17 protein-coding genes are annotated in these 17,029 nt (G+C 71.9%); 10 read left to right on the top strand and 7 right to left on the bottom strand.

Annotation, left to right across the window (positions count from 1 at the left end; translation table 11 throughout):
• Nucleotides 1-60 precede the first annotated feature (60 nt).
• Genes AX018_RS13960 through AX018_RS13940 form a run of 5 tightly spaced genes read right to left on the bottom strand, consistent with a single transcriptional unit; the run spans nucleotide 61 to nucleotide 5,485 of the window.
• The gene (locus AX018_RS13960) at nucleotides 61-1,425 is read right to left on the bottom strand and encodes a GTP-binding protein (RefSeq protein ID WP_111878058.1); all 1,365 of its coding nucleotides are present in this window, start codon (nucleotides 1,423-1,425) and stop codon (nucleotides 61-63) included.
• The gene (gene cysD / locus AX018_RS13955) at nucleotides 1,425-2,357 is read right to left on the bottom strand and encodes a sulfate adenylyltransferase subunit CysD (protein WP_111878056.1); all 933 of its coding nucleotides are present in this window, start codon (nucleotides 2,355-2,357) and stop codon (nucleotides 1,425-1,427) included. The genes AX018_RS13960 and cysD overlap by 1 nt, the downstream gene beginning before the upstream one ends.
• A 34-nt stretch (nucleotides 2,358-2,391) precedes the next feature.
• Nucleotides 2,392-2,772 (bottom strand): DUF934 domain-containing protein, encoded by a 381-nt coding sequence (locus AX018_RS13950; protein WP_111878054.1) that lies wholly within the window; start codon nucleotides 2,770-2,772, stop codon nucleotides 2,392-2,394.
• Between the two features lie 32 nt (nucleotides 2,773-2,804).
• Nucleotides 2,805-4,655, bottom strand: a complete 1,851-nt coding sequence (locus AX018_RS13945; RefSeq protein ID WP_111878051.1) for a nitrite/sulfite reductase — start codon at nucleotides 4,653-4,655, stop codon at nucleotides 2,805-2,807.
• A 26-nt stretch (nucleotides 4,656-4,681) separates the two neighbouring features.
• Nucleotides 4,682-5,485 (bottom strand): sulfite exporter TauE/SafE family protein, encoded by an 804-nt coding sequence (locus AX018_RS13940; RefSeq protein WP_111878048.1) that lies wholly within the window; start codon nucleotides 5,483-5,485, stop codon nucleotides 4,682-4,684.
• Nucleotides 5,486-5,780: 295 nt separating this feature from the next.
• On the opposite strand from AX018_RS13940, the gene AX018_RS13935 reads away from it, so the two are divergent.
• Nucleotides 5,781-7,001: an MFS transporter gene (locus tag AX018_RS13935; protein WP_415842143.1), complete on the top strand. Its 1,221-nt coding sequence runs from the start codon at nucleotides 5,781-5,783 to the stop codon at nucleotides 6,999-7,001.
• A 40-nt stretch (nucleotides 7,002-7,041) separates the two neighbouring features.
• On the opposite strand, the gene mnmC is transcribed toward AX018_RS13935, so the two are convergent.
• Together mnmC and AX018_RS13925 are read right to left on the bottom strand one after the other, a co-directional pair.
• Nucleotides 7,042-8,943, bottom strand: coding sequence for a bifunctional tRNA (5-methylaminomethyl-2-thiouridine)(34)-methyltransferase MnmC2/FAD-dependent 5-carboxymethylaminomethyl-2-thiouridine(34) oxidoreductase MnmC1 (mnmC, locus tag AX018_RS13930; RefSeq protein WP_111878042.1), 1,902 nt, complete (start codon nucleotides 8,941-8,943; stop codon nucleotides 7,042-7,044).
• Between the two features lie 148 nt (nucleotides 8,944-9,091).
• Complete coding sequence (locus AX018_RS13925) at nucleotides 9,092-9,364, bottom strand: oxidative damage protection protein (RefSeq protein WP_111878040.1); 273 nt, start codon at nucleotides 9,362-9,364, stop codon at nucleotides 9,092-9,094.
• A gap of 231 nt (nucleotides 9,365-9,595) precedes the next feature.
• Between AX018_RS13925 and AX018_RS13920 the strand changes: the two genes are divergently transcribed.
• From AX018_RS13920 to AX018_RS13885, 9 genes are all read left to right on the top strand, one after another.
• Complete coding sequence (locus AX018_RS13920; protein WP_111878038.1) at nucleotides 9,596-10,621, top strand: sulfate ABC transporter substrate-binding protein; 1,026 nt, start codon at nucleotides 9,596-9,598, stop codon at nucleotides 10,619-10,621.
• Nucleotides 10,622-10,664: 43 nt separating this feature from the next.
• Nucleotides 10,665-11,255 (top strand): NADPH-dependent FMN reductase, encoded by a 591-nt coding sequence (gene ssuE / locus AX018_RS13915; RefSeq protein WP_111878035.1) that lies wholly within the window; start codon nucleotides 10,665-10,667, stop codon nucleotides 11,253-11,255.
• Between the two features lie 159 nt (nucleotides 11,256-11,414).
• Nucleotides 11,415-12,404 (top strand): sulfonate ABC transporter substrate-binding protein, encoded by a 990-nt coding sequence (locus AX018_RS13910; RefSeq protein ID WP_111878033.1) that lies wholly within the window; start codon nucleotides 11,415-11,417, stop codon nucleotides 12,402-12,404.
• A 32-nt stretch (nucleotides 12,405-12,436) separates the two neighbouring features.
• Nucleotides 12,437-12,601, top strand: coding sequence for a hypothetical protein (locus AX018_RS25250; RefSeq protein ID WP_170146258.1), 165 nt, complete (start codon nucleotides 12,437-12,439; stop codon nucleotides 12,599-12,601).
• Nucleotides 12,602-12,662: 61 nt separating this feature from the next.
• Entirely contained in the window at nucleotides 12,663-13,841 is a 1,179-nt protein-coding gene (ssuD, locus tag AX018_RS13905; RefSeq protein ID WP_111878030.1) for an FMNH2-dependent alkanesulfonate monooxygenase, read from the top strand.
• A 19-nt stretch (nucleotides 13,842-13,860) separates the two neighbouring features.
• The gene (locus AX018_RS13900; protein ID WP_111878028.1) at nucleotides 13,861-14,235 is read left to right on the top strand and encodes a VOC family protein; all 375 of its coding nucleotides are present in this window, start codon (nucleotides 13,861-13,863) and stop codon (nucleotides 14,233-14,235) included.
• Entirely contained in the window at nucleotides 14,232-15,110 is an 879-nt protein-coding gene (gene ssuC, locus AX018_RS13895; RefSeq protein WP_111878026.1) for an aliphatic sulfonate ABC transporter permease SsuC, read from the top strand. The genes AX018_RS13900 and ssuC overlap by 4 nt, the downstream gene beginning before the upstream one ends.
• Before the next feature lie 15 nt (nucleotides 15,111-15,125).
• Nucleotides 15,126-16,112: an aliphatic sulfonate ABC transporter substrate-binding protein gene (locus AX018_RS13890; RefSeq protein WP_111878023.1), complete on the top strand. Its 987-nt coding sequence runs from the start codon at nucleotides 15,126-15,128 to the stop codon at nucleotides 16,110-16,112.
• A 6-nt stretch (nucleotides 16,113-16,118) separates the two neighbouring features.
• Complete coding sequence (locus AX018_RS13885) at nucleotides 16,119-16,982, top strand: ATP-binding cassette domain-containing protein (protein WP_111878020.1); 864 nt, start codon at nucleotides 16,119-16,121, stop codon at nucleotides 16,980-16,982.
• Nucleotides 16,983-17,029: the final 47 nt, after the last annotated feature.

Below are 17,029 nucleotides of genomic sequence, written 5' to 3'. Positions count from 1 at the left end.
GCCCCTTGCGCCATCGCGGGAAGTCAGGCAATGGTGTGGAGCTTCGTGCCGGCCCGCGGGTCAGTTCACGAGCACGGCCGCCGCGGTGCGGTGGCTGGCGGTGTCCACGAGGATCAGCGAGCCCAGCACGCGCGCCTGCCCGAAGGGGGCGGCGGGCAGGGCTTCCTGCAGCAGCAGGTCCACGTGGCCGATGGCGTTGGGTTCGAGCTGCGAGGCGTCCTCCTCGGCCAGGGTGTGGATGTTGAGGCGGTGCACCACGCGCTGCGCCTTGGCTTTCACCCAGCGGTGGCCGTGCAGCGCCCAGTACACGCGGCCGGCGACCAGGGGCTCGTCGTCCATCCAGGCCACCGTGGCCCGGATTTCGCGGCGCGCGGGCCAGGCGGGCACGGGCGCGGGCGCATCGAAATCGTCGGCCGCGGCCGGCGCCGGGGCGGGTGCGGCGATGATCCAGTCGCCGCGCGAGACGTCCACCTCGCGGTCGAGGACGATGCCGGCGCTGGTGCCGGCCTCCACGGCCTGCGGGCGGCGCGCGTGGTCCAGCACCTGGGCCACCTGCGCGAGCTGGCCGCTCGGGAAGATCTGCACGGCCGTGCCCGGCGCGACCTGGCCCGAGGCCACGCGGCCCCAGAACACGCGGCGGCCCTGGGTGGTGTCGGCGGAAGACGAGAACTTCTCGACCCACTGCACGGGGAAGGCGAGCGCCAGGCCCGTGTCGGCGGGCGTGTGCGGCAGCTGCTCCAGGATCTGCAGCAGGCTCGGGCCTTCGTAGCCGCACCAGCCGGGCTGGGCGTCCACCACGTTCCAGCCCTTGAGCGCCGAGACGGGCACGGTGGCGCGCGCGGCGATGCCGGCGGCCTGGGCGAAGGCTTCGAGCGCGGCGCGGATGTGCTTCCAGGCGAGCGCGGGGTCTTCCACGGCGTCGAGCTTGTTCACGGCGAAGACCAGCGAATGCACGCGCAGCAGGTGCACCAGCAGCGAGTGGCGGCGCGTCTGCGGCAGCAGGGCGAGCTGCGGGTCGCGCCAGTCGAGCTTGGTCGCATCGACCAGCACCACGGCCGCGTCGGCGCTGGAGGCGGCGGTGACCATGTTGCGGGTGTACTGCTCATGGCCCGGCGCGTCGCCGATGATGAACTTGCGCGTCTCGGTGGCGAAGTAGCGGTAGGCCACGTCGATGGTGATGCCCTGCTCGCGCTCGGCGCTCAGGCCGTCGGTGAGCAGCGCGAGATCGGTCTCGCCGCCGCGCGTCACGCCGGCCAGGTGGTCCTGCAGCACGGCGCGGCTGTCCACCAGCAGGCGGCCGATGAGCGTGCTCTTGCCGTCGTCCACGCTGCCGCACGTGATGAAGCGCAGCGCCGCATTGTGGTCGGAATGGCCGGATGTCGCCGTGTTTGCTGCGTTGTTTGCTATCGAATTGGTAGTTCTCATCAGAAATACCCGTCCTTCTTGCGCTTTTCCATCGAGGCGTCGGAGGTCTTGTCGTCCATGCGCGTGGCGCCGCGCTCGCTGACCTCGGCGGCCAGGGTCTCGATGACGATGTCGGCCGCCGTGGCGGCGCCGCTCGCCACGGGGCAGGTGCAGGTGATGTCGCCCACGGTGCGGAAGCGCACGTCGCGCGTGACCACTTCCTCGCCCTCGCGCGGCGGCGTGAGTTCGGTCACGGGCACGAGCAGGCCCTTGCGCTCGACCACCTGGCGCGGGTGCGTGTAGTAGAGCGAGGGCAGGGCGATGGCTTCGCGGTCGATGTACTGCCACACGTCCAGCTCGGTCCAGTTGCTGATCGGGAACACGCGGAAGTGCTCGCCGGGAGCCAGGCGCGTGTTGAACAGCGTCCACAGCTCGGGCCGCTGGGCCTTGGGCTGCCATTGGCCGAAGCTGTCGCGGTGCGAGAAGATGCGCTCCTTGGCGCGGGCCTTCTCCTCGTCGCGGCGCGCGCCGCCGATGAGCGCGTCGAAGCGGAATTCCTCGATGGCCTCCAGCAGCGTCACCGACTGGTGCACGTTGCGGCTCTCGCCGGGGTGGGCGAGGCGCACGGTGCCGCGCGCCATCGAATCCTCCACGCTGCGCACGATGAGTTCGGCGCCCAGCTCCTTCGCGCGGAAGTCGCGGAAGTCCGTGACCTCGGGGAAGTTGTGGCCCGTGTCGATCATCAGCAGCGGGTAGGGGATGCGGCCCGCGCCGAAGGCCTTCTCGGCGCACTTGAGCATCACCAGCGAATCCTTGCCGCCCGAGAACAGCAGGGTGGGGCGCTCGAAGGCGGCAGCCACCTCGCGCAGGATGAAGATGGTCTCCTCCTCGAGCGCGTCGAGGTGGCGGTTGCTGAGCTGGTTCAGCACTTGGGGTTCGGTGCGGGCGTTCATGCGGCGGGCTCGTGGACGTGGAAGGGGTGCCGCGTCAGGCGGCATCTCTGAAGTGCGGCAGGGGGTGCGCGACGTCGCCCTGGTAGAAGGCGTGGAAGCGGTCGAACTGGCGCTGCGCGTCGGCCAGATCGACGCCCTCGCGCAGCACGGCCACGTCGAAGCCGCAGCGCGCCATCTGCACGAGCTGGTCGATCAGCACGTCGCCCGTGGCGCGGATCTCGCCCCGGAACTGGCGGCGCTGGCGCAGCAGGCGTGCCTGGCTGAACGCGCGGCCGTCGGTGAACTTGGGGAAGTGCAGGTCGATGCGGTCGATGCCGGCGAGGTCCTGCGCGAGCGGGTCGGCGTCGTTCGGCATTTCGAGCACGTTCTGGCCCGGGGTCGTCGTCGAATGGTCGTGGGCTGCTATTATTTTCATAGTGAACTCTCTGGGAGGGCGTGCTGGCCGGTTCAGGCGGACACGGCCTCGGCCGGGTGGCGCGCGGCGTTGGCGGCGGCCTTGAAGGGCTCGATGCCCACGCGGCGCACGGTGTCGATGAAGTGCTCGTGCTTCTGGCCCAGCGCGGAGCCGGGCGCATCGGCGGGCAGCGGCTGGCGCTCGGCGCGGTAGGTGGCGAGCAGCGCCTCGATCACGCCCGGCACCTCGGCCGCGCTGAACGAGGGGCCGATGATCTTGCCGGGCACGGCGGGGCCCGAGAGGTCGGTGCCGTCGGCGCCGCCGAGCGTGATCTGGTACCACTCCTTGCCGTCCTTGTCCACGCCCAGGATGCCGATGTGGCCGCTGTGGTGGTGGCCGCAGGAGTTGATGCAGCCGCTGATGTGCAGGTCGATCTGGCCCAGGTCCCACAGCTCGTCGAGGTCCTGGTAGCGCTCGGTGATCGCCTCGGCGATGGGCAGCGAGCGCGCGTTGGCCAGCGAGCAGAAGTCGCCGCCGGGGCAGGCGATCATGTCGGTGAGCAGGCCGATGTTGGGCTGCGCGAGGCCCAGCGCGCGGGCCTCCTGGTAGAGCGCGGGCAGCTGGTCGGCGCGCACCCAGGGCAGCACGAGGTTCTGCTCGTGCGTCACGCGCGCCTCGCCGCACGAGAAGCGGTCGGCCAGGTCCGCGGCCGCGTCCATCTGGTCGGCCGTGGCGTCGCCCGGCGAATAGCCCACGCGCTTGAACGACAGCACCACGGCGCGCAGCAGCGGGTGGCGGTGCGGCAGCACGTTGCGCGTGAGCCAGCGCGCGAAGCCCGTGTCGCCCTCGGCGGCGGCGCGCAGCAGCGACAGGGTCTGGCTTTCGGCATCGGCCCCGCCCAGGTCGGGCACGGGGTCGTGGAAGCAGGCGGCCACGCGGTCGTATTCGGCCTGGGTGATGGTGTGGGGGCCGCCTTCCGCCTCGACGATCTGGCGGAATTCCTCTTCCACCTGGTCGATGTAGGTCTGGCCCTCGGACTTCACGAGGATCTTGATGCGTGCCTTCCAGAGGTTGTCGCGGCGGCCGTAGCGGTTGTAGACGCGGATCACGGCCTCCAGGTAGTTCATGAGCTGGTTCCAGGGCAGGAACTCGCGCGCCACGGGGCTGATGACCGGCGTGCGGCCCATTCCGCCGCCCACGCGCACCTGGAAGCCCAGCTCGCCCGCGTCGTTCTTCACGAGCTGCAGGCCCACGTCGTACCAGCCCAGCGCGGCACGGTCTTCCCGCGCGCCGTTGAGCGACACCTTGAACTTGCGCGGCAGGAAGGCGAACTCGGGGTGCAGCGTGCTCCACTGGCGCAGGATCTCGGCGAAGGGGCGCGGGTCGGCGATCTCGTCGGCGGCGATGCCGGCGAGCGCGTCGCTGGTGATGTTGCGGATGCAGTTGCCGCTGGTCTGGATGCCGTGCATGTGCACCGAGGCCAGCAGGTCCATCACGTCGGCGCTCTTGTCGAGCGGAATCCAGTTGTATTGCACGTTGGTGCGCGTGGTGAAGTGGCCGTAGCCGTACTTCAGCTGGGTGCCGATGCGCCGGCCGTCGGCCAGCGGGATGTCGCCGAGCTTTTCCTGCGTGGCCTGCGCTTCGGCCAGCAGGGCGTCGTCGGGGCGGTCGTATTCGCGCGCGATGCGGGCCAGCACGCGCAGCTGCGCGCTGGAGAGCTCGCCATAGGGCACTGCCACGCGCAGCATGGGGGCGTAGCGCTGCACGTACCAGCCGTTCTGCAGGCGCAGCGGCTTGAACTCGTCGCCCGAGAGCTTGCCGGCATGGAAGCGGTCGAGCTGATCGCGGTACTGGTCCGCGCGCAGGCGGATGAACTGTTGGTCGAATTCTGTGTATTGGTACATGGTGGGGCTGTGCGCGTGGGGCGCACTCAGATCAGAACCAGTTTGGCGCCCGCCCAGGCGAGCAGCACGGAGAGCGCCGAGCGGATGAGCCGCTCGGGCGCGCGGGACACGAGGCGCGAGCCCAGCCAGATGCCGGGCAGGGAGCCGGCCAGCAACTGGGCCAGCAGCGGCCAGTCCACGGAGCCGAGCGTGGCGTGGCCCAGTCCGGCCACCAGGGTGAGCGGCACGGCATAGGCGATGTCGGCAGCGATGACGCGCGGCAGCGGCAGCAGCGGGAACACCATCAGCAGCACGGTAACGCCGATGGCGCCCGCGCCCACCGAGGTGAAGGTGACCAGCGTGCCGATCACCGCGCCCAGCAGCACGGGCAGGCTCCAGTGGCGGGGGCGGTCGGCCTGCGCGCCCCGGTCCTGCCGCGCCGCCCGCTCGGCGGCCTGGCGGGCGGGCGAGAACACGAAGGCCTTGTAGAGCGTGGCCGCGGCGGTGAGCAGCAGCGCCACGCCGAGGGTGGTCGTCATGATGCCCTGGGCGGTGCCGCTGGCGGGCCCCAGGGCGCGCAGGGCCCACAGCGAGAGCACCGCCGCCGGCAGGCTGCCCGCGCACAGCAGGCCCACCACGCGCCAGGGCACGAGGCGCTGGCGCGCCAGGCTCACGGTGCCGCCCATCTTGGTGAAGGCCGCGAACAGCAGGTCCGTGCCGATGGCCAGGTGGGGCTTCACGCCGAAGAAGAAGATGAGCACGGGCGTCATCAGCGAGCCGCCGCCGACCCCGGTGAGGCCGACGATCAGGCCCACCGCGAACCCCGCGAAGACAAACGCCAAATCGTGCATGGGGCGTGACTTTAGGCGTTTGTCTTATGGTTTCAAACTATTGTTTGTTCCTGCTGGTATATCGATATATGTATATCAATGGAATTCTTCCCGGTCGTGGAGGGCCGCCGCTTGACAGCGGATCGGGCGAGGCGGGCGCCGATGTGGCGGCGTCGTCGGGGCTGGGCGAAGCCGGTCCTCGAAGTCCGGGGCACGCTTGGGGCCGGGGCGAAGCGCGGCAGGGGCCCCGGGCTTCGCGTATCGTCGGCACAGACCTTGCCCCCTGCCTCGCCGCTGCCCCGCGCCCATGACCGACATGCCCACCCCCCTCACCGCCAGTGCCGACGCTTCCGGCTTCTCGTTGCGCCGGATCGCCGTGCCGGCCTTCGGACCGTCGCTGCTGTTCGGGCTGGGCGAGGGCGCCATCCTGCCGATCGTGCCGCTGCTGGCGCGGGAACTGGGGGCGTCGGTGTCGATGGCGGCCTTCGTGGTGACGCTGATCGGGCTGGGGTCCCTGCTGAACAACATCCCGGCGTCGGTGATCACCATGCGCTGGGGCGAGCGCTGGGCGATCGTCGCCGCGGGCGTGTGGAGCGCGCTGGGCATGGCGCTGGCCGTGCTTCTGCCCGGCGTGGTGCCGCTGGCGATCGGCTGCTTCATGGTGGGCATGTCGCAGGCCATCTACAACCTGGCGCGGCAGAGCTACCTCACCGAGGCCGTGCCGGCGGCCTATCGCGCGCGGGCCTTGTCGACGCTGGGCGGCGTGATGCGGATCGGCATGTTCATCGGGCCGTTCCTGTCGGCGGCGGCGGTGCATGCCTTCGGGCTGCAGGCCGCGTTCGGCGTCGGCATCGCGGGCGTGATCGCGGCGGCGGCGATCGGGGCGAGGTTGCCGGACCTCAAGGCGCCGCCGCATCCCGCCGGCGCGCCCGCACCCGCGCCGGTGAGTCTCGCCTCCATCGTGGCGGACCATCGGAAGGTCTTCCTGACGCTGGGCCTCGGCGTGGTGCTGGTGAGCGCGGTGCGGGCGTCGCGGCAGGCGGTGATTCCGCTGTGGGCAGACCATCTGCTGCTGGCGCCGGCGGTGACGTCGATGATCTACGGCATCTCCGGCGGCATCGAGATGCTGCTGTTCTATCCGGCGGGCCGCGTGATGGACCTGAAGGGCCGCCGCTGGGTCGCCGTGCCGTCGATGGCGATCATCGGCGTGGCGCTGCTGCTGATGCCGTTCACGGTCGGTTTCACGACGCTGCTGATCGCCGCGACGGCGATCGGTTTCGGCAACGGCATCGGGTCGGGCCTGATCATGACGCTGGGCGCGGACTTCGCGCCGCGCCATGGCCGCGCGTATTTCCTGGCGGTGTGGCGGTTCCTGTCGGACGTCGGCGGCTCCTGCGGGCCGGCGCTGCTGTCGGCCCTGGTGGCGACGGCCTCGCTGGCCGGCGGCATCGCGGTCACGGGCCTGCTGGCGCTCGCGGCGGCGACGATGCTCGGCGTGTGGATTCCGGCGAGGAAGGCGAAGGGGCCGCCGGGCTGAGGCGGCGTGCGGTGCTTGGCGGGGGCGGTGCGCCCGTCTCTCAGGCGCCGGACAGCCGCTCGGTGGACAGCGCCCGCGCCAGGCGCACGTCCACCGGCAGTGGTTCTCCCGCCATGCGGGCGGCCAGCAGTTCGCCGCAGAGCTGCGACAGCGTGAGGCCGCGCGCGCCCATGGCGGCGCAGACCCAGAGGCCGGGCTGGCCTGCCGCATCCACCGGGCCCACGAAGGGCAAGCGGTCGGGCGCGGTGCAGCGCACGGCCGCCCAGTGCCCGGGGGCGGCGCCCGGCCCCGCAATGGCGGGCGCGAGCCCCTGCGCCAGCGCCGGCAGCAGGCGCTCCAGCTTCACCGCGTTGGCCGCATGGGCCCCGGCCTGTTCCTCGGGCGCGGGCGGCAGCCCGGTCTGCCCGCGCTCGAACGTGGAGCCCATCACCCAGATGGCGCCGTCCGGCGGGCCGGCCTGCGGCACCAGATTGCCGTGGCCGTTGACGGGAAAGGGCGGCCACGCCGCCACCGGGCCCTGTGCCCGCGGCCCCCAGCTCACCTGGCCCCGCAGCGGGTGGATGGGGTAGCGCGCAGGCAGCCAGGGCCGGCTGCCGTAGCCGGCCGCGATGACCACATGGGGCGCTTCGGCCAGCAGCGCGCCGTTGCCGTCGAGCGCCTGCCAGCGCGTGCCGCCGCCGGGAGAGGGCACGCGTTCCAGGCGTGCGACGGCGCTGCCGCCCTGCCAGGCGATCGCCGGGTGGTCCAGCAGGGCATTCACGAGCCGGGCCGGGCGGATCCAGCCTCCGCGCACGTGCCAGTAGGCCACCGTGCCGGGCGGCAGGCCCGCGGCGGCCAAGGCCGCGGCATCGGCGGGGCGGCTCCATTCGGCGCCTGCGCCGGCGCCGTGCGCCCATGCTGCCGGAAGGCGCGACTTGCCGTCCACCTCGTGCTCCAGCACACCGCAGGCGCTCCAGTCCTCGCCCTCGGTCAGGGGCGCCACGGCCTGCAATGTGGCCCGCACGCCGCAGCGCGACAGGCGCGAGAGCAGGCTGTCGTCGGGCGACACGTGCGGCGCGAACACGCCCGCCGGCAGGCCCGAAGCGCCGGCCGCCGGCTCCATGGCTTCGTCCAGCACCCGCACCTGCCAGCCGCGCCGCGCCAGGCTGGCCGCCACCGCGGCGCCCGAGAGCCCCCCGCCGATGACCAGCGCCTGCGAGGGCGCGCCCTGCACCTGCACGTCGGGCAGGTCGGGGCGGGAGGGGCGGGGCTCCCAGGCCGGGTCGAACACGGCCTGCAGATTGCTGCGCTTGGGTGGCAGCCCCGGCACCTTCTGCACATGGAAACCGCACTGGGCCAACGCGCCGCGCACGGCGCCCGCCACGCACCAGGTGGCCAGCCGCGTGCCGCGGCGGCAGCAGCGCGCCACCGCCTTGAGGGTGTGCGGGTCCCAGAGGTCCGGATTGACCTGGGGGCTGAAGCCGTCCAGGTACACCGAGTCGGCCACGGGCTGCTGCTGGCGCAGCATGGCCTGCGCATCGCCGATGCAGAGCGTGAGCAGCACCTGCCCGCCCTCGAAGGCCAGCCGGTGCACGCCCGGCAGCAGGCCCCAGAACTGGGCGTGCAGCGCGCGGGCGAGCGGGGCGAGGTCGGGGTGGCCGGCGGTGGCGCGCAGCAGGTCGTCGGCCGCCACGGGAAAGGCCTCGCAGGAGATGAAGTGCAGCAGCCGGGGCCGGGCCGGATCGGCCTGCCATGCGGCCCAGGTGGCGAGGAAGTTCAGCCCGCAGCCGAAGCCGGTCTCCAGCACCCGCCACTGCGGCTGCCCGGCCCAGGCCCCGGGCAGGCCGCAGCCGTGCAGGAAGACCTCGCGGGCCTGGGCGAGGCCCGTGTGGCTGTGGTAGCGGTCGCCGAAGCGCGGGCTGTAGGGGGTTCCGTCGGGGAGCCAGTCGATGGGTTCGGACATGGCGCCGATTGTCGGCGCCGCGCACCGGCCGGTGCCGGCGCCTGCGGCCCGGGCTTGCGCGGCATCAGATCGTGAACACGTTCCCAGCGCCTGGCGCTGGAAAAAGAACGCCCGGCGGGGCCGGGCGGGTGGGCGAGGGGAGGGGGGATCAGGCGCTGGGCGGCACGTAGCCCGCTGCGGCATCCGCGCCGCCGCCGAAGAAGTGCTGCTCCATCTGGCGGGCGAGGTACTGGCGGGCGCGGGCGTCGGCGAGGTTGAGGCGGTTCTCGTTCACCAGCATGGTCTGGTGCTTGAGCCATGCGGCCCAGGCCTCCTTGCTGACGCTTTCGAAGATGCGCTTGCCCAGCTCGCCCGGATAGGGGGGGAAGTCGAGGCCTTCGGCTTCCTTGCCGAGTTTGATGCACTGGACGGTACGGGCCATGGGTGGGTTCCTTGTTCTGACGGGAAAAAAGAGTGACGAAGCGGAGCGAGCGCGAAGGATATCGGGCCCCGAAAACCCCGCAGCGCCATGCGCTCTCTGTGGAGGAAAAGGTTCTACAGATGTTTTGGGTATTTAAAACTGAAATTTCAGTAGTTTCAGTTTTGAAGAGTGGCTTTCAGAATGCGCTGCATCGGTGCTTCACCGTGACCGGATTCCCCCAGAAAGCCTCCAATGAACCTTCGCCGCGACTTTATCAAGTTTCCTGCCGCCGCCCTCCTGGCCGGCGCCCTGGCCGCCATCGGCGCGCCGGTGTTCGCCCAGCAGCCCGTGCAGTTGCTCAACGTGTCCTACGACCCCACGCGCGAGCTGTACGTGGAATACAACCAGGTCTTCGCGAAGTACTGGAAGGGCAAGACGGGCCAGGACGTGCAGGTCAAGCAGTCGCACGGCGGCTCGGGCAAGCAGGCGCGCTCGATCATCGACGGCATCGACGCCGACGTGGCCACGCTGGCGCTGGGCGGCGACATCGATGCGCTGGTCAAGAACGGCGGCCTCGTCAAGGCGGACTGGCAAAAGCGCCTGCCGCACAACTCGGCGCCCTACACCTCCACCATCGTGTTCCTGGTGAAGAAGGGCAACCCCAAGGGCATCAAGGACTGGGACGACCTCATCAAGCCCGGCGTTCAGGTGATCACGCCCAACCCCAAGACCTCCGGCGGCGCGCGCTGGAACTACCTGGCCGCCTGGGAATTCGCCAAGCGCAAGTACGGCGGCGACGCCAAGGCGAAGGAGTTCGTGGGCAACCTCTACAAGAACGTGCCGGTGCTCGACACCGGCGCGCGCGGCTCCACGATCACCTTCGTGCAGCGCGGCGTGGGCGACGTGCTGCTGGCCTGGGAGAACGAGGCCTTCCTGGCGCTCAAGGAGTTCGGCGCCGACAAGTTCCAGATCGTCGCACCCTCGCTGTCCATCCTGGCCGAGCCCAGCGTGGCGGTGGTGGACAAGGTGGTGGACAAGAAGGGCACGCGCACCGTGGCCGAGGAATACCTGAAGTACCTGTATTCCGACGAGGCCCAGGACATCGCCGGCAAGCACTTCTACCGCCCCACGAGCGAGAAGGCCAAGGCCAAGTACGACGCGCAGTTCCCCAAGCTCACGCTGGTGACCATCGATCAGGCGTTCGGCGGCTGGACCAAGGCGGACAAGGACCATTTCGCCGATGGCGGGAGCTTCGACCAGATCTACACGAAGAAGTGACGCCGCCCCGCGCCCACCCCCTTCGAACGAAAGCCCCCTGCCCATGTCCGTTCTCCTGATCGCCGGAAGCCCCTCGGAGCGCTCGCGCTCGGCCGCGCTGCTGGACACCGTGTCCCTGCGGCTGTCGGTGCGCGGCGCCCAGGTGCACCGCCTGCACATCCGCGATCTTTCGCCGCAGGCGCTGCTGCTGGCCGACACCGGCCACCGCTCCATCGCCCAGGCGGTGGACCGGGTGGCGCAGGCCAGCGTGCTGGTGGTGGCCACGCCCGTGTACAAGGCGGCCTACAGCGGCGTGCTGAAGGTGTTCCTCGACCTGCTGCCGCAGACGGCGCTCAAGGGCAAGGCGGTGCTGCCGCTGGCCACCGGCGGCAGCCCGCACCACATGCTGGCGCTCGACTACGCGCTGCGGCCCGTGCTGCAGTCGCTGGGCGCCAAGCACATCCTGCCCGGGGTGTACGCCACCGACGCGCAGGTGGCCCTCACGCCCGAGGGGGCCTACGACATCGTCCCCGACATCTCCAGCCGGCTGGACGAGGCGGTGGACATCCTGGTCACCGAGATCCTGCGATCCGTGCCGGTGCAGGCCACGCGCTTTCCGCCGGTGCCGTTCGCGCAGGTGCGATGTAGCGTCTGACGCCGCCGCCCGCGCGCCGCGGGGCCCGCCGCCTGCCGGCGCCGGTCCCGGCCGCGTCCTCCACCGTTGGTTTCCCCACAGGGGTCCGCCGCTTCCGCAGGAGGAGGCCGGGCGCAGCCTTGCCCGCGCGGCCCCTGGCATTGCAAGGAGTTTTCCGCCATGTCCCTTTCCGATTCCCGTCCCGGGGCCCCGGCCCTTTCGTCCAGCCGCCGCCGCTGGATCGCCGCCGGCCTGGGCGCCGCCGCGCTGGGCGCGATCCCGGCCCTGGCCCAGCCGTCCGGCGCCGAGCGCACGCTGCGCGTGGGCCACCAGAAGGGCTGGCTGTCGCTGCTGAAGGCGCGCGGCACGCTCGAAAAGCGCCTGGCCCCGCTGGGCGCCAAGGTGACCTGGACGGAGTTCAACGCCGGCCCGATACAGCTGGAGGCGCTGAACGTCGGCTCCATCGACTTCGGCGACGTGGGCGAGGCCCCGCCGATCTTCGCGCAGGCCGCCGGCGCGCCGCTGGTCTATGCCGGCGCCACCGTGCCGCGCCCGGGCCTGGAGGCGGTGGTGGTGCCCAAGGGGTCGTCCATCCGCAGCGTCGCGGACCTGAAGGGCAAGCGCGTGGCCTACAACAAGGGCTCCAACGTGCATTACTTCCTGGTCAGGCTGCTGGAGAAGCACGGCCTGCAGTACCGCGACGTGCAGTCGGTGTTCCTCGCGCCGCCCGATGCGCGCGCGGCGTTCGAGCGCGGCGCCGTGGATGCCTGGGTGATCTGGGACCCGTTCCTCGCCTCGGCCGAGAAGACGCTGGGCGCGCGCGTGCTGGCCGACGCCACGGGCGTGGCGAACAACCGGGCCTTCTATTTCACCTCGCGCGACTTCGCCACCCGCAACCCCGACGTGCTGCGCGCCGCCATCGAGGAGATCGATGCCGTCGATACCTGGGTCTCCCGCAACAAGGGCGAGGCCGCCGCCGAACTGGCGCAGGTGCTGGGCCTGGACCGCTCCGTCACCGAGCTGTTCGTCGGCCGCGCGGGCTACGGCACGCGCGTGGTGACCCGCGAGATCCTGGCCGAGCAGCAGGCCATCGCGGACACCTTCTTCGATCTCAAGCTGATCCCGAAGAAGCTCAACGTCCTCCACGCCGCGCCGGTGGATCTGTCATGAGCCGCGGCCGGCATTTTCCGGGGAGTCCTTCCATGTCCACCCTGTCTTCGTCCCTGTCCCTGGCGCTGCGCGCGCGGCGGTTGCTGGAGGTCACGGCCCGCGCCTGGGGCCTGGCGCCCGCCGGGCCGTCCGCGGCCCCGGTGTGCCGCCTGGCGGCCGTGCGCGGGCGTGCCCCGTACCTGGCGATTTCGTACTGACCCGTACCGACGCCGGCACCGCTCCGGCCCCGGCAAGTCCCATTCCACGCGAGAAATTCCCATGCAAGTCTTCTGGTTCATCCCCACCCATGGCGACAGCCGCTACCTCGGCACCTCCGAGGGCGCGCGCCCCGTCAACCACGAATACCTCCGGCAGGTGGCCGTCGCGGCCGACAGCCTGGGCTACGAGGGCGTGCTGATCCCCACGGGCCGCTCGTGCGAAGACCCCTGGGTGGTCGCCTCCAGCCTGGTGGCGGTCACGCGGCGGCTGAAGTTCCTGGTGGCGGTGCGCCCCGGCCTGCACCAGCCGGCGCTGGCCGCGCGCATGGCTGCCACGTTCGACCGCATCTCCGGCGGGCGCCTGCTCATCAATCTGGTGACTGGCGGCGACCGCGTGGAGCTGGAGGGCGACGGCGTGTTCCTCGACCACGCGCAGCGCTACGAGCAGTCGGCCGAGTTCATCCGCATCTGGCGCGAGATCCTGGCGCGCAGCCATGCGGGCGAGGGCTTCGACTACGAGGGCGAGCACCTCACGGTGAAGGGCGCCAAGCTGCTCTATCCGCCGCTGCAGGCGCCCTATCCGCCGGTGTACTTCGGCGGCTCCTCCGAGGCGGCGCACGATCTGGCCGCCGAGCAGGTGGATGCCTACCTCACCTGGGGCGAGCCGCCGGCCGAGGTGGCGCGCAAGGTGGCCGACGTGCGCGAGCGCGCCGCGCGCCACGGCCGCACGGTGCGCTTCGGCATCCGGCTGCACGTGGTCGTGCGCGAGACCGAGGCCGCCGCCTGGGCCGCCGCGGAAGACCTCATCAGCCGCGTCACCGACGACACCGTGGTGCAGGCGCAGGCGGTGTTCGCGCGCATGGATTCCGAAGGGCAGCGCCGCATGGCCGCGCTGCATGTGCAAGGCGCCCGGCGCAGCCGCGCCGACCTGGAGATCAGCCCCAACCTCTGGGCCGGCGTGGGCCTGGTGCGCGGCGGCGCGGGAACGGCGCTGGTGGGCGACCCGCAGACGGTGGCCGCACGCATGCAGGAGTACGCCGACCTGGGCATCGACACCTTCGTGCTCTCGGGCTACCCGCACCTGGAGGAGGCCTACCGCTTCGCGGAGCTGGTGTTCCCGCTGCTGCCGCTGGAGACGCGCGAGCGCATCGCGGGCGGGGCCGGGCCGGGGCGCCCGCTGACCGGGCCCTTCGGCGAGATCGTGGGCAACCAGTACGCGCCGCGCGCGGCGCAGAGCTGACGGGGCAGGGGGGCACCACATGGTCATCCATTCCATCAACCACGTGCAACTGGCCTTTCCGGCGGGGTCGGAGGGCGAGATCCGCGACTTCTACACCGGCCTGCTGGGCCTGCCCGAGGTGAACTATCCGGCCGAGAACGCGCTGCATTTCGTGGCCGGCAGCCAGCGCATCGCCCTGGTGCCCACGGCCCGCTGGCAGCCCGCGCCGGTCGCCTCGCACCTCGCCTTCGAGGTGGAGAACCTGCCCGAGCTGCGGGGCCGGCTGCTGCAGGCCGAGCTGTCCGTGGTGGAGAACCGCTCGCTGCCGGGCTACCTGCGTTTCTACGTGAAAGACCCGGCGGGCAACCAGCTCGAATTCCTCGAACCCGACACCGAACCAGGAGCCTTGGCATGACAACGCCCCATCTCTCCCCCGCCGTGCGGGAACTGCAGGTCTCCCCCGCCACGGAAACGCCCGATTCCCCCGGGGCCCCGCTGCCCGCGGTCCTGCGCCAGTGGGCCGGCGCGGTGGGCCAGCGGCTGCTGCCCTGGCTGGTGCCGGTGGCGCTGATCGCGGCCTGGCAGGTGGCCTCGGCGCAGGGGTGGCTCTCCAGCCGCGTGCTGCCGGCGCCGTTCGACGTGCTCAAGGCGGGGTGGCAGCTCACCGAGTCGGGCGAGCTGTGGACGCACGTGAAGGTGAGCGCTGGCCGCGCGCTCGCGGGGCTGGCGATCGGCGGCGGCCTGGGGCTGCTGCTGGGACTGCTTACGGGCTCGCTGCGCACGGCCGAGACGCTGCTCGACTCCACCATCCAGATGGTGCGCAACATTCCCGCGCTGGCGCTGATCCCGCTGGTGATCCTGTGGTTCGGCATCGACGAGTCGGCCAAGCTGTTCCTGATCAGCGTGTCGGTGTTCTTCCCGATCTACCTCAACACCTTCCACGGCATCCGCAACGTGGACCCCGGCCTGATCGAGATGGGCCGCACCTACGGCCTCTCGCGCTGGCAGCTCTACCGCGAGGTGATCCTGCCCGGGGCGCTGTCGTCCATCCTCGTGGGGCTGCGCTTCTCGCTCGGGCTGATGTGGGTGATCCTGATCGTGGCCGAGACCATCTCCGCGCAGGCGGGCATCGGCTACCTCACGATGAACGCGCGCGAGTTCCTGCAGACCGACGTGGTGCTGGTGGGCATCCTGCTCTACGCGCTGCTGGGCAAGCTGGCCGACGTGTTCGCGCGCGGCCTGGAGCACTGGTGGCTGCGCTGGCACCCCGGCTACCAGGCCAAGGCCTGAGGGGAGGAGGGCACCATGCACCGCAAGGATTCCTCCCGCGCCACGCGCCGCGCCCTGCTGGCCGCCCTGGGCGGCATCGCGCTCGCCGGCCCCCTGGCCGGCCGCGCCCAGCAGCCCCGGCCCGAGGCCGCCGCCGTGCGCATCGGCTACCAGAAATCGTCCACCCTCACGGTGGTCCTCAAGGCCCGGGGCGTGCTGGAGCGCCGGCTCGCGCCGCTGGGCGTGGCGCCCACGTGGCATGAATTCACCAGCGGCCTGCCGCTGCTGGAGGCGCTGAACCTGGGGCACATCGACTTCAGCGCCGACGTGGCCGACACCGTGCCGGTGTTCGCCCAGGCGGCGGGCGCGCAGATCACCTTCGTGGCGCAGGAAGCGCCGTCGCCCACGGCCCAGGCCATCCTGGTGCGGGCGGATTCGCCGCTGCGCGCGGTGGCCGACCTGCGCGGCCGGAAGGTGGGCTTCGCCAAGGCGGCCGGCGCGCACTACCTGCTGCTGGCCGCGCTGGACAAGGCCGGCCTCTCGCTCAAGGACGTCGAGCCGGCCTACCTCACACCGGCCGACGGCCGCGCGGCCTTCGAGCGCGGCGCCATCGACGCCTGGGTGGTGTGGGACCCGTTCCTCACCGCCGCGCGGCAGCAGTCGGGCGCGCGCGTGCTGGCCGACGGCACGGGCCTGGCCTCGTACCAGCGCTATTACCTCGCCGGCATGGCTTACGCCCAGGCGCGCGCCGACGTGGTGCGGGCCATCTACTCCGAGCTGGAGCAGGCGGGCCGCTGGGTCAAGCAGAACCCGCGCGAGGCCGCCCAGTTGCTCGCGCCGGTGTGGGGGCTGGACGCCGCCATCGTCGAGCAGGCCAACGCGCAGCGCAGCTACGCGGTGCGCCCGGTCGTGCGGGACGGCCTGGCCGAGCAGCAGCGCATCGCCGATGCCTTCTTCGCCGAGAAGCTGCTGCCGCGCCGTGTGGACGCGCTGGCCTCGCCCCTCTTTTCCATCGGAGCCTGATCCCCCATGACCGCGCCTTCCTCCACCCCGTCTTCCGATTCCGCGCCCGTGTCCGCAGCAGCCGCCGCAGCAGCCACCGCCGGCGGCGTGCGCCTGCAGGCCCGGGGCCTGACCAAGCGCTACGGCCCGCGCGAGGTGCTGCGCAGCGCGCAGCTCGCCGTGGAGCCCGGCGAATTCATCGCCATCGTGGGCCGCAGCGGCTGCGGCAAGAGCACGCTGCTGCGCCTCGTGGCCGGCCTGGAGGCCGCCAGCGGCGGCGCGCTGGAGGTCGATGGCCAGCCCGTGGCCGGCCTGCACGGCGACACCCGCATCATGTTCCAGGAGGCGCGCCTGCTGCCCTGGCGCCGCGTGCTCGACAACGTAACGCTCGGCCTGCCGGCCTCGGCGCTCGATCGCGGCCGCGAGGTGCTGGCCCAGGTGGGCCTGGCCGACCGCGCCGGCGAATGGCCCGCGCGCCTGTCGGGCGGCCAGCGCCAGCGCGTGGCCCTGGCGCGCGCGCTGGTGCACCGGCCGCGCCTGCTGCTGCTCGACGAGCCGCTGGGCGCACTGGACGCGCTCACCCGCATCGAGATGCACCGCCTCATCGAGAGCCTGTGGCTGCGCCACCGCTTCACGGCCCTGCTGGTCACCCATGACGTGCAGGAGGCCGTGGCCCTGGCCGACCGCGTGGTGCTGATCGAGGACGGCCGCATCGCGCTGGACGAGCGCATCCCGCTGGCGCGGCCGCGCTCGCACGGCGACGCGGACTTCGCCGCCATCGAAAAGCGCATCCTGGACCGCGTGCTGCAAAAGCCCGAGGACCCGGAGGCTTCCACGGGCGCGGGGGGCTGGCCCGGCGTGCCCGCGCACGGGCTGCGCTGGGCGATCTGAGCCGCCGCCGCCGTCCGCCTCCATCCATCCGTTCGTTTCTTTTTTTC

It is taken from the genome of Paracidovorax anthurii (assembly GCF_003269065.1).
GTDB classification, from domain to species: Bacteria; Pseudomonadota; Gammaproteobacteria; order Burkholderiales; family Burkholderiaceae_C; genus Paracidovorax; species Paracidovorax anthurii.
Note: the sequence above shows the minus strand (reverse complement) of the source record. Positions and strands in the feature narration are given on the sequence as shown.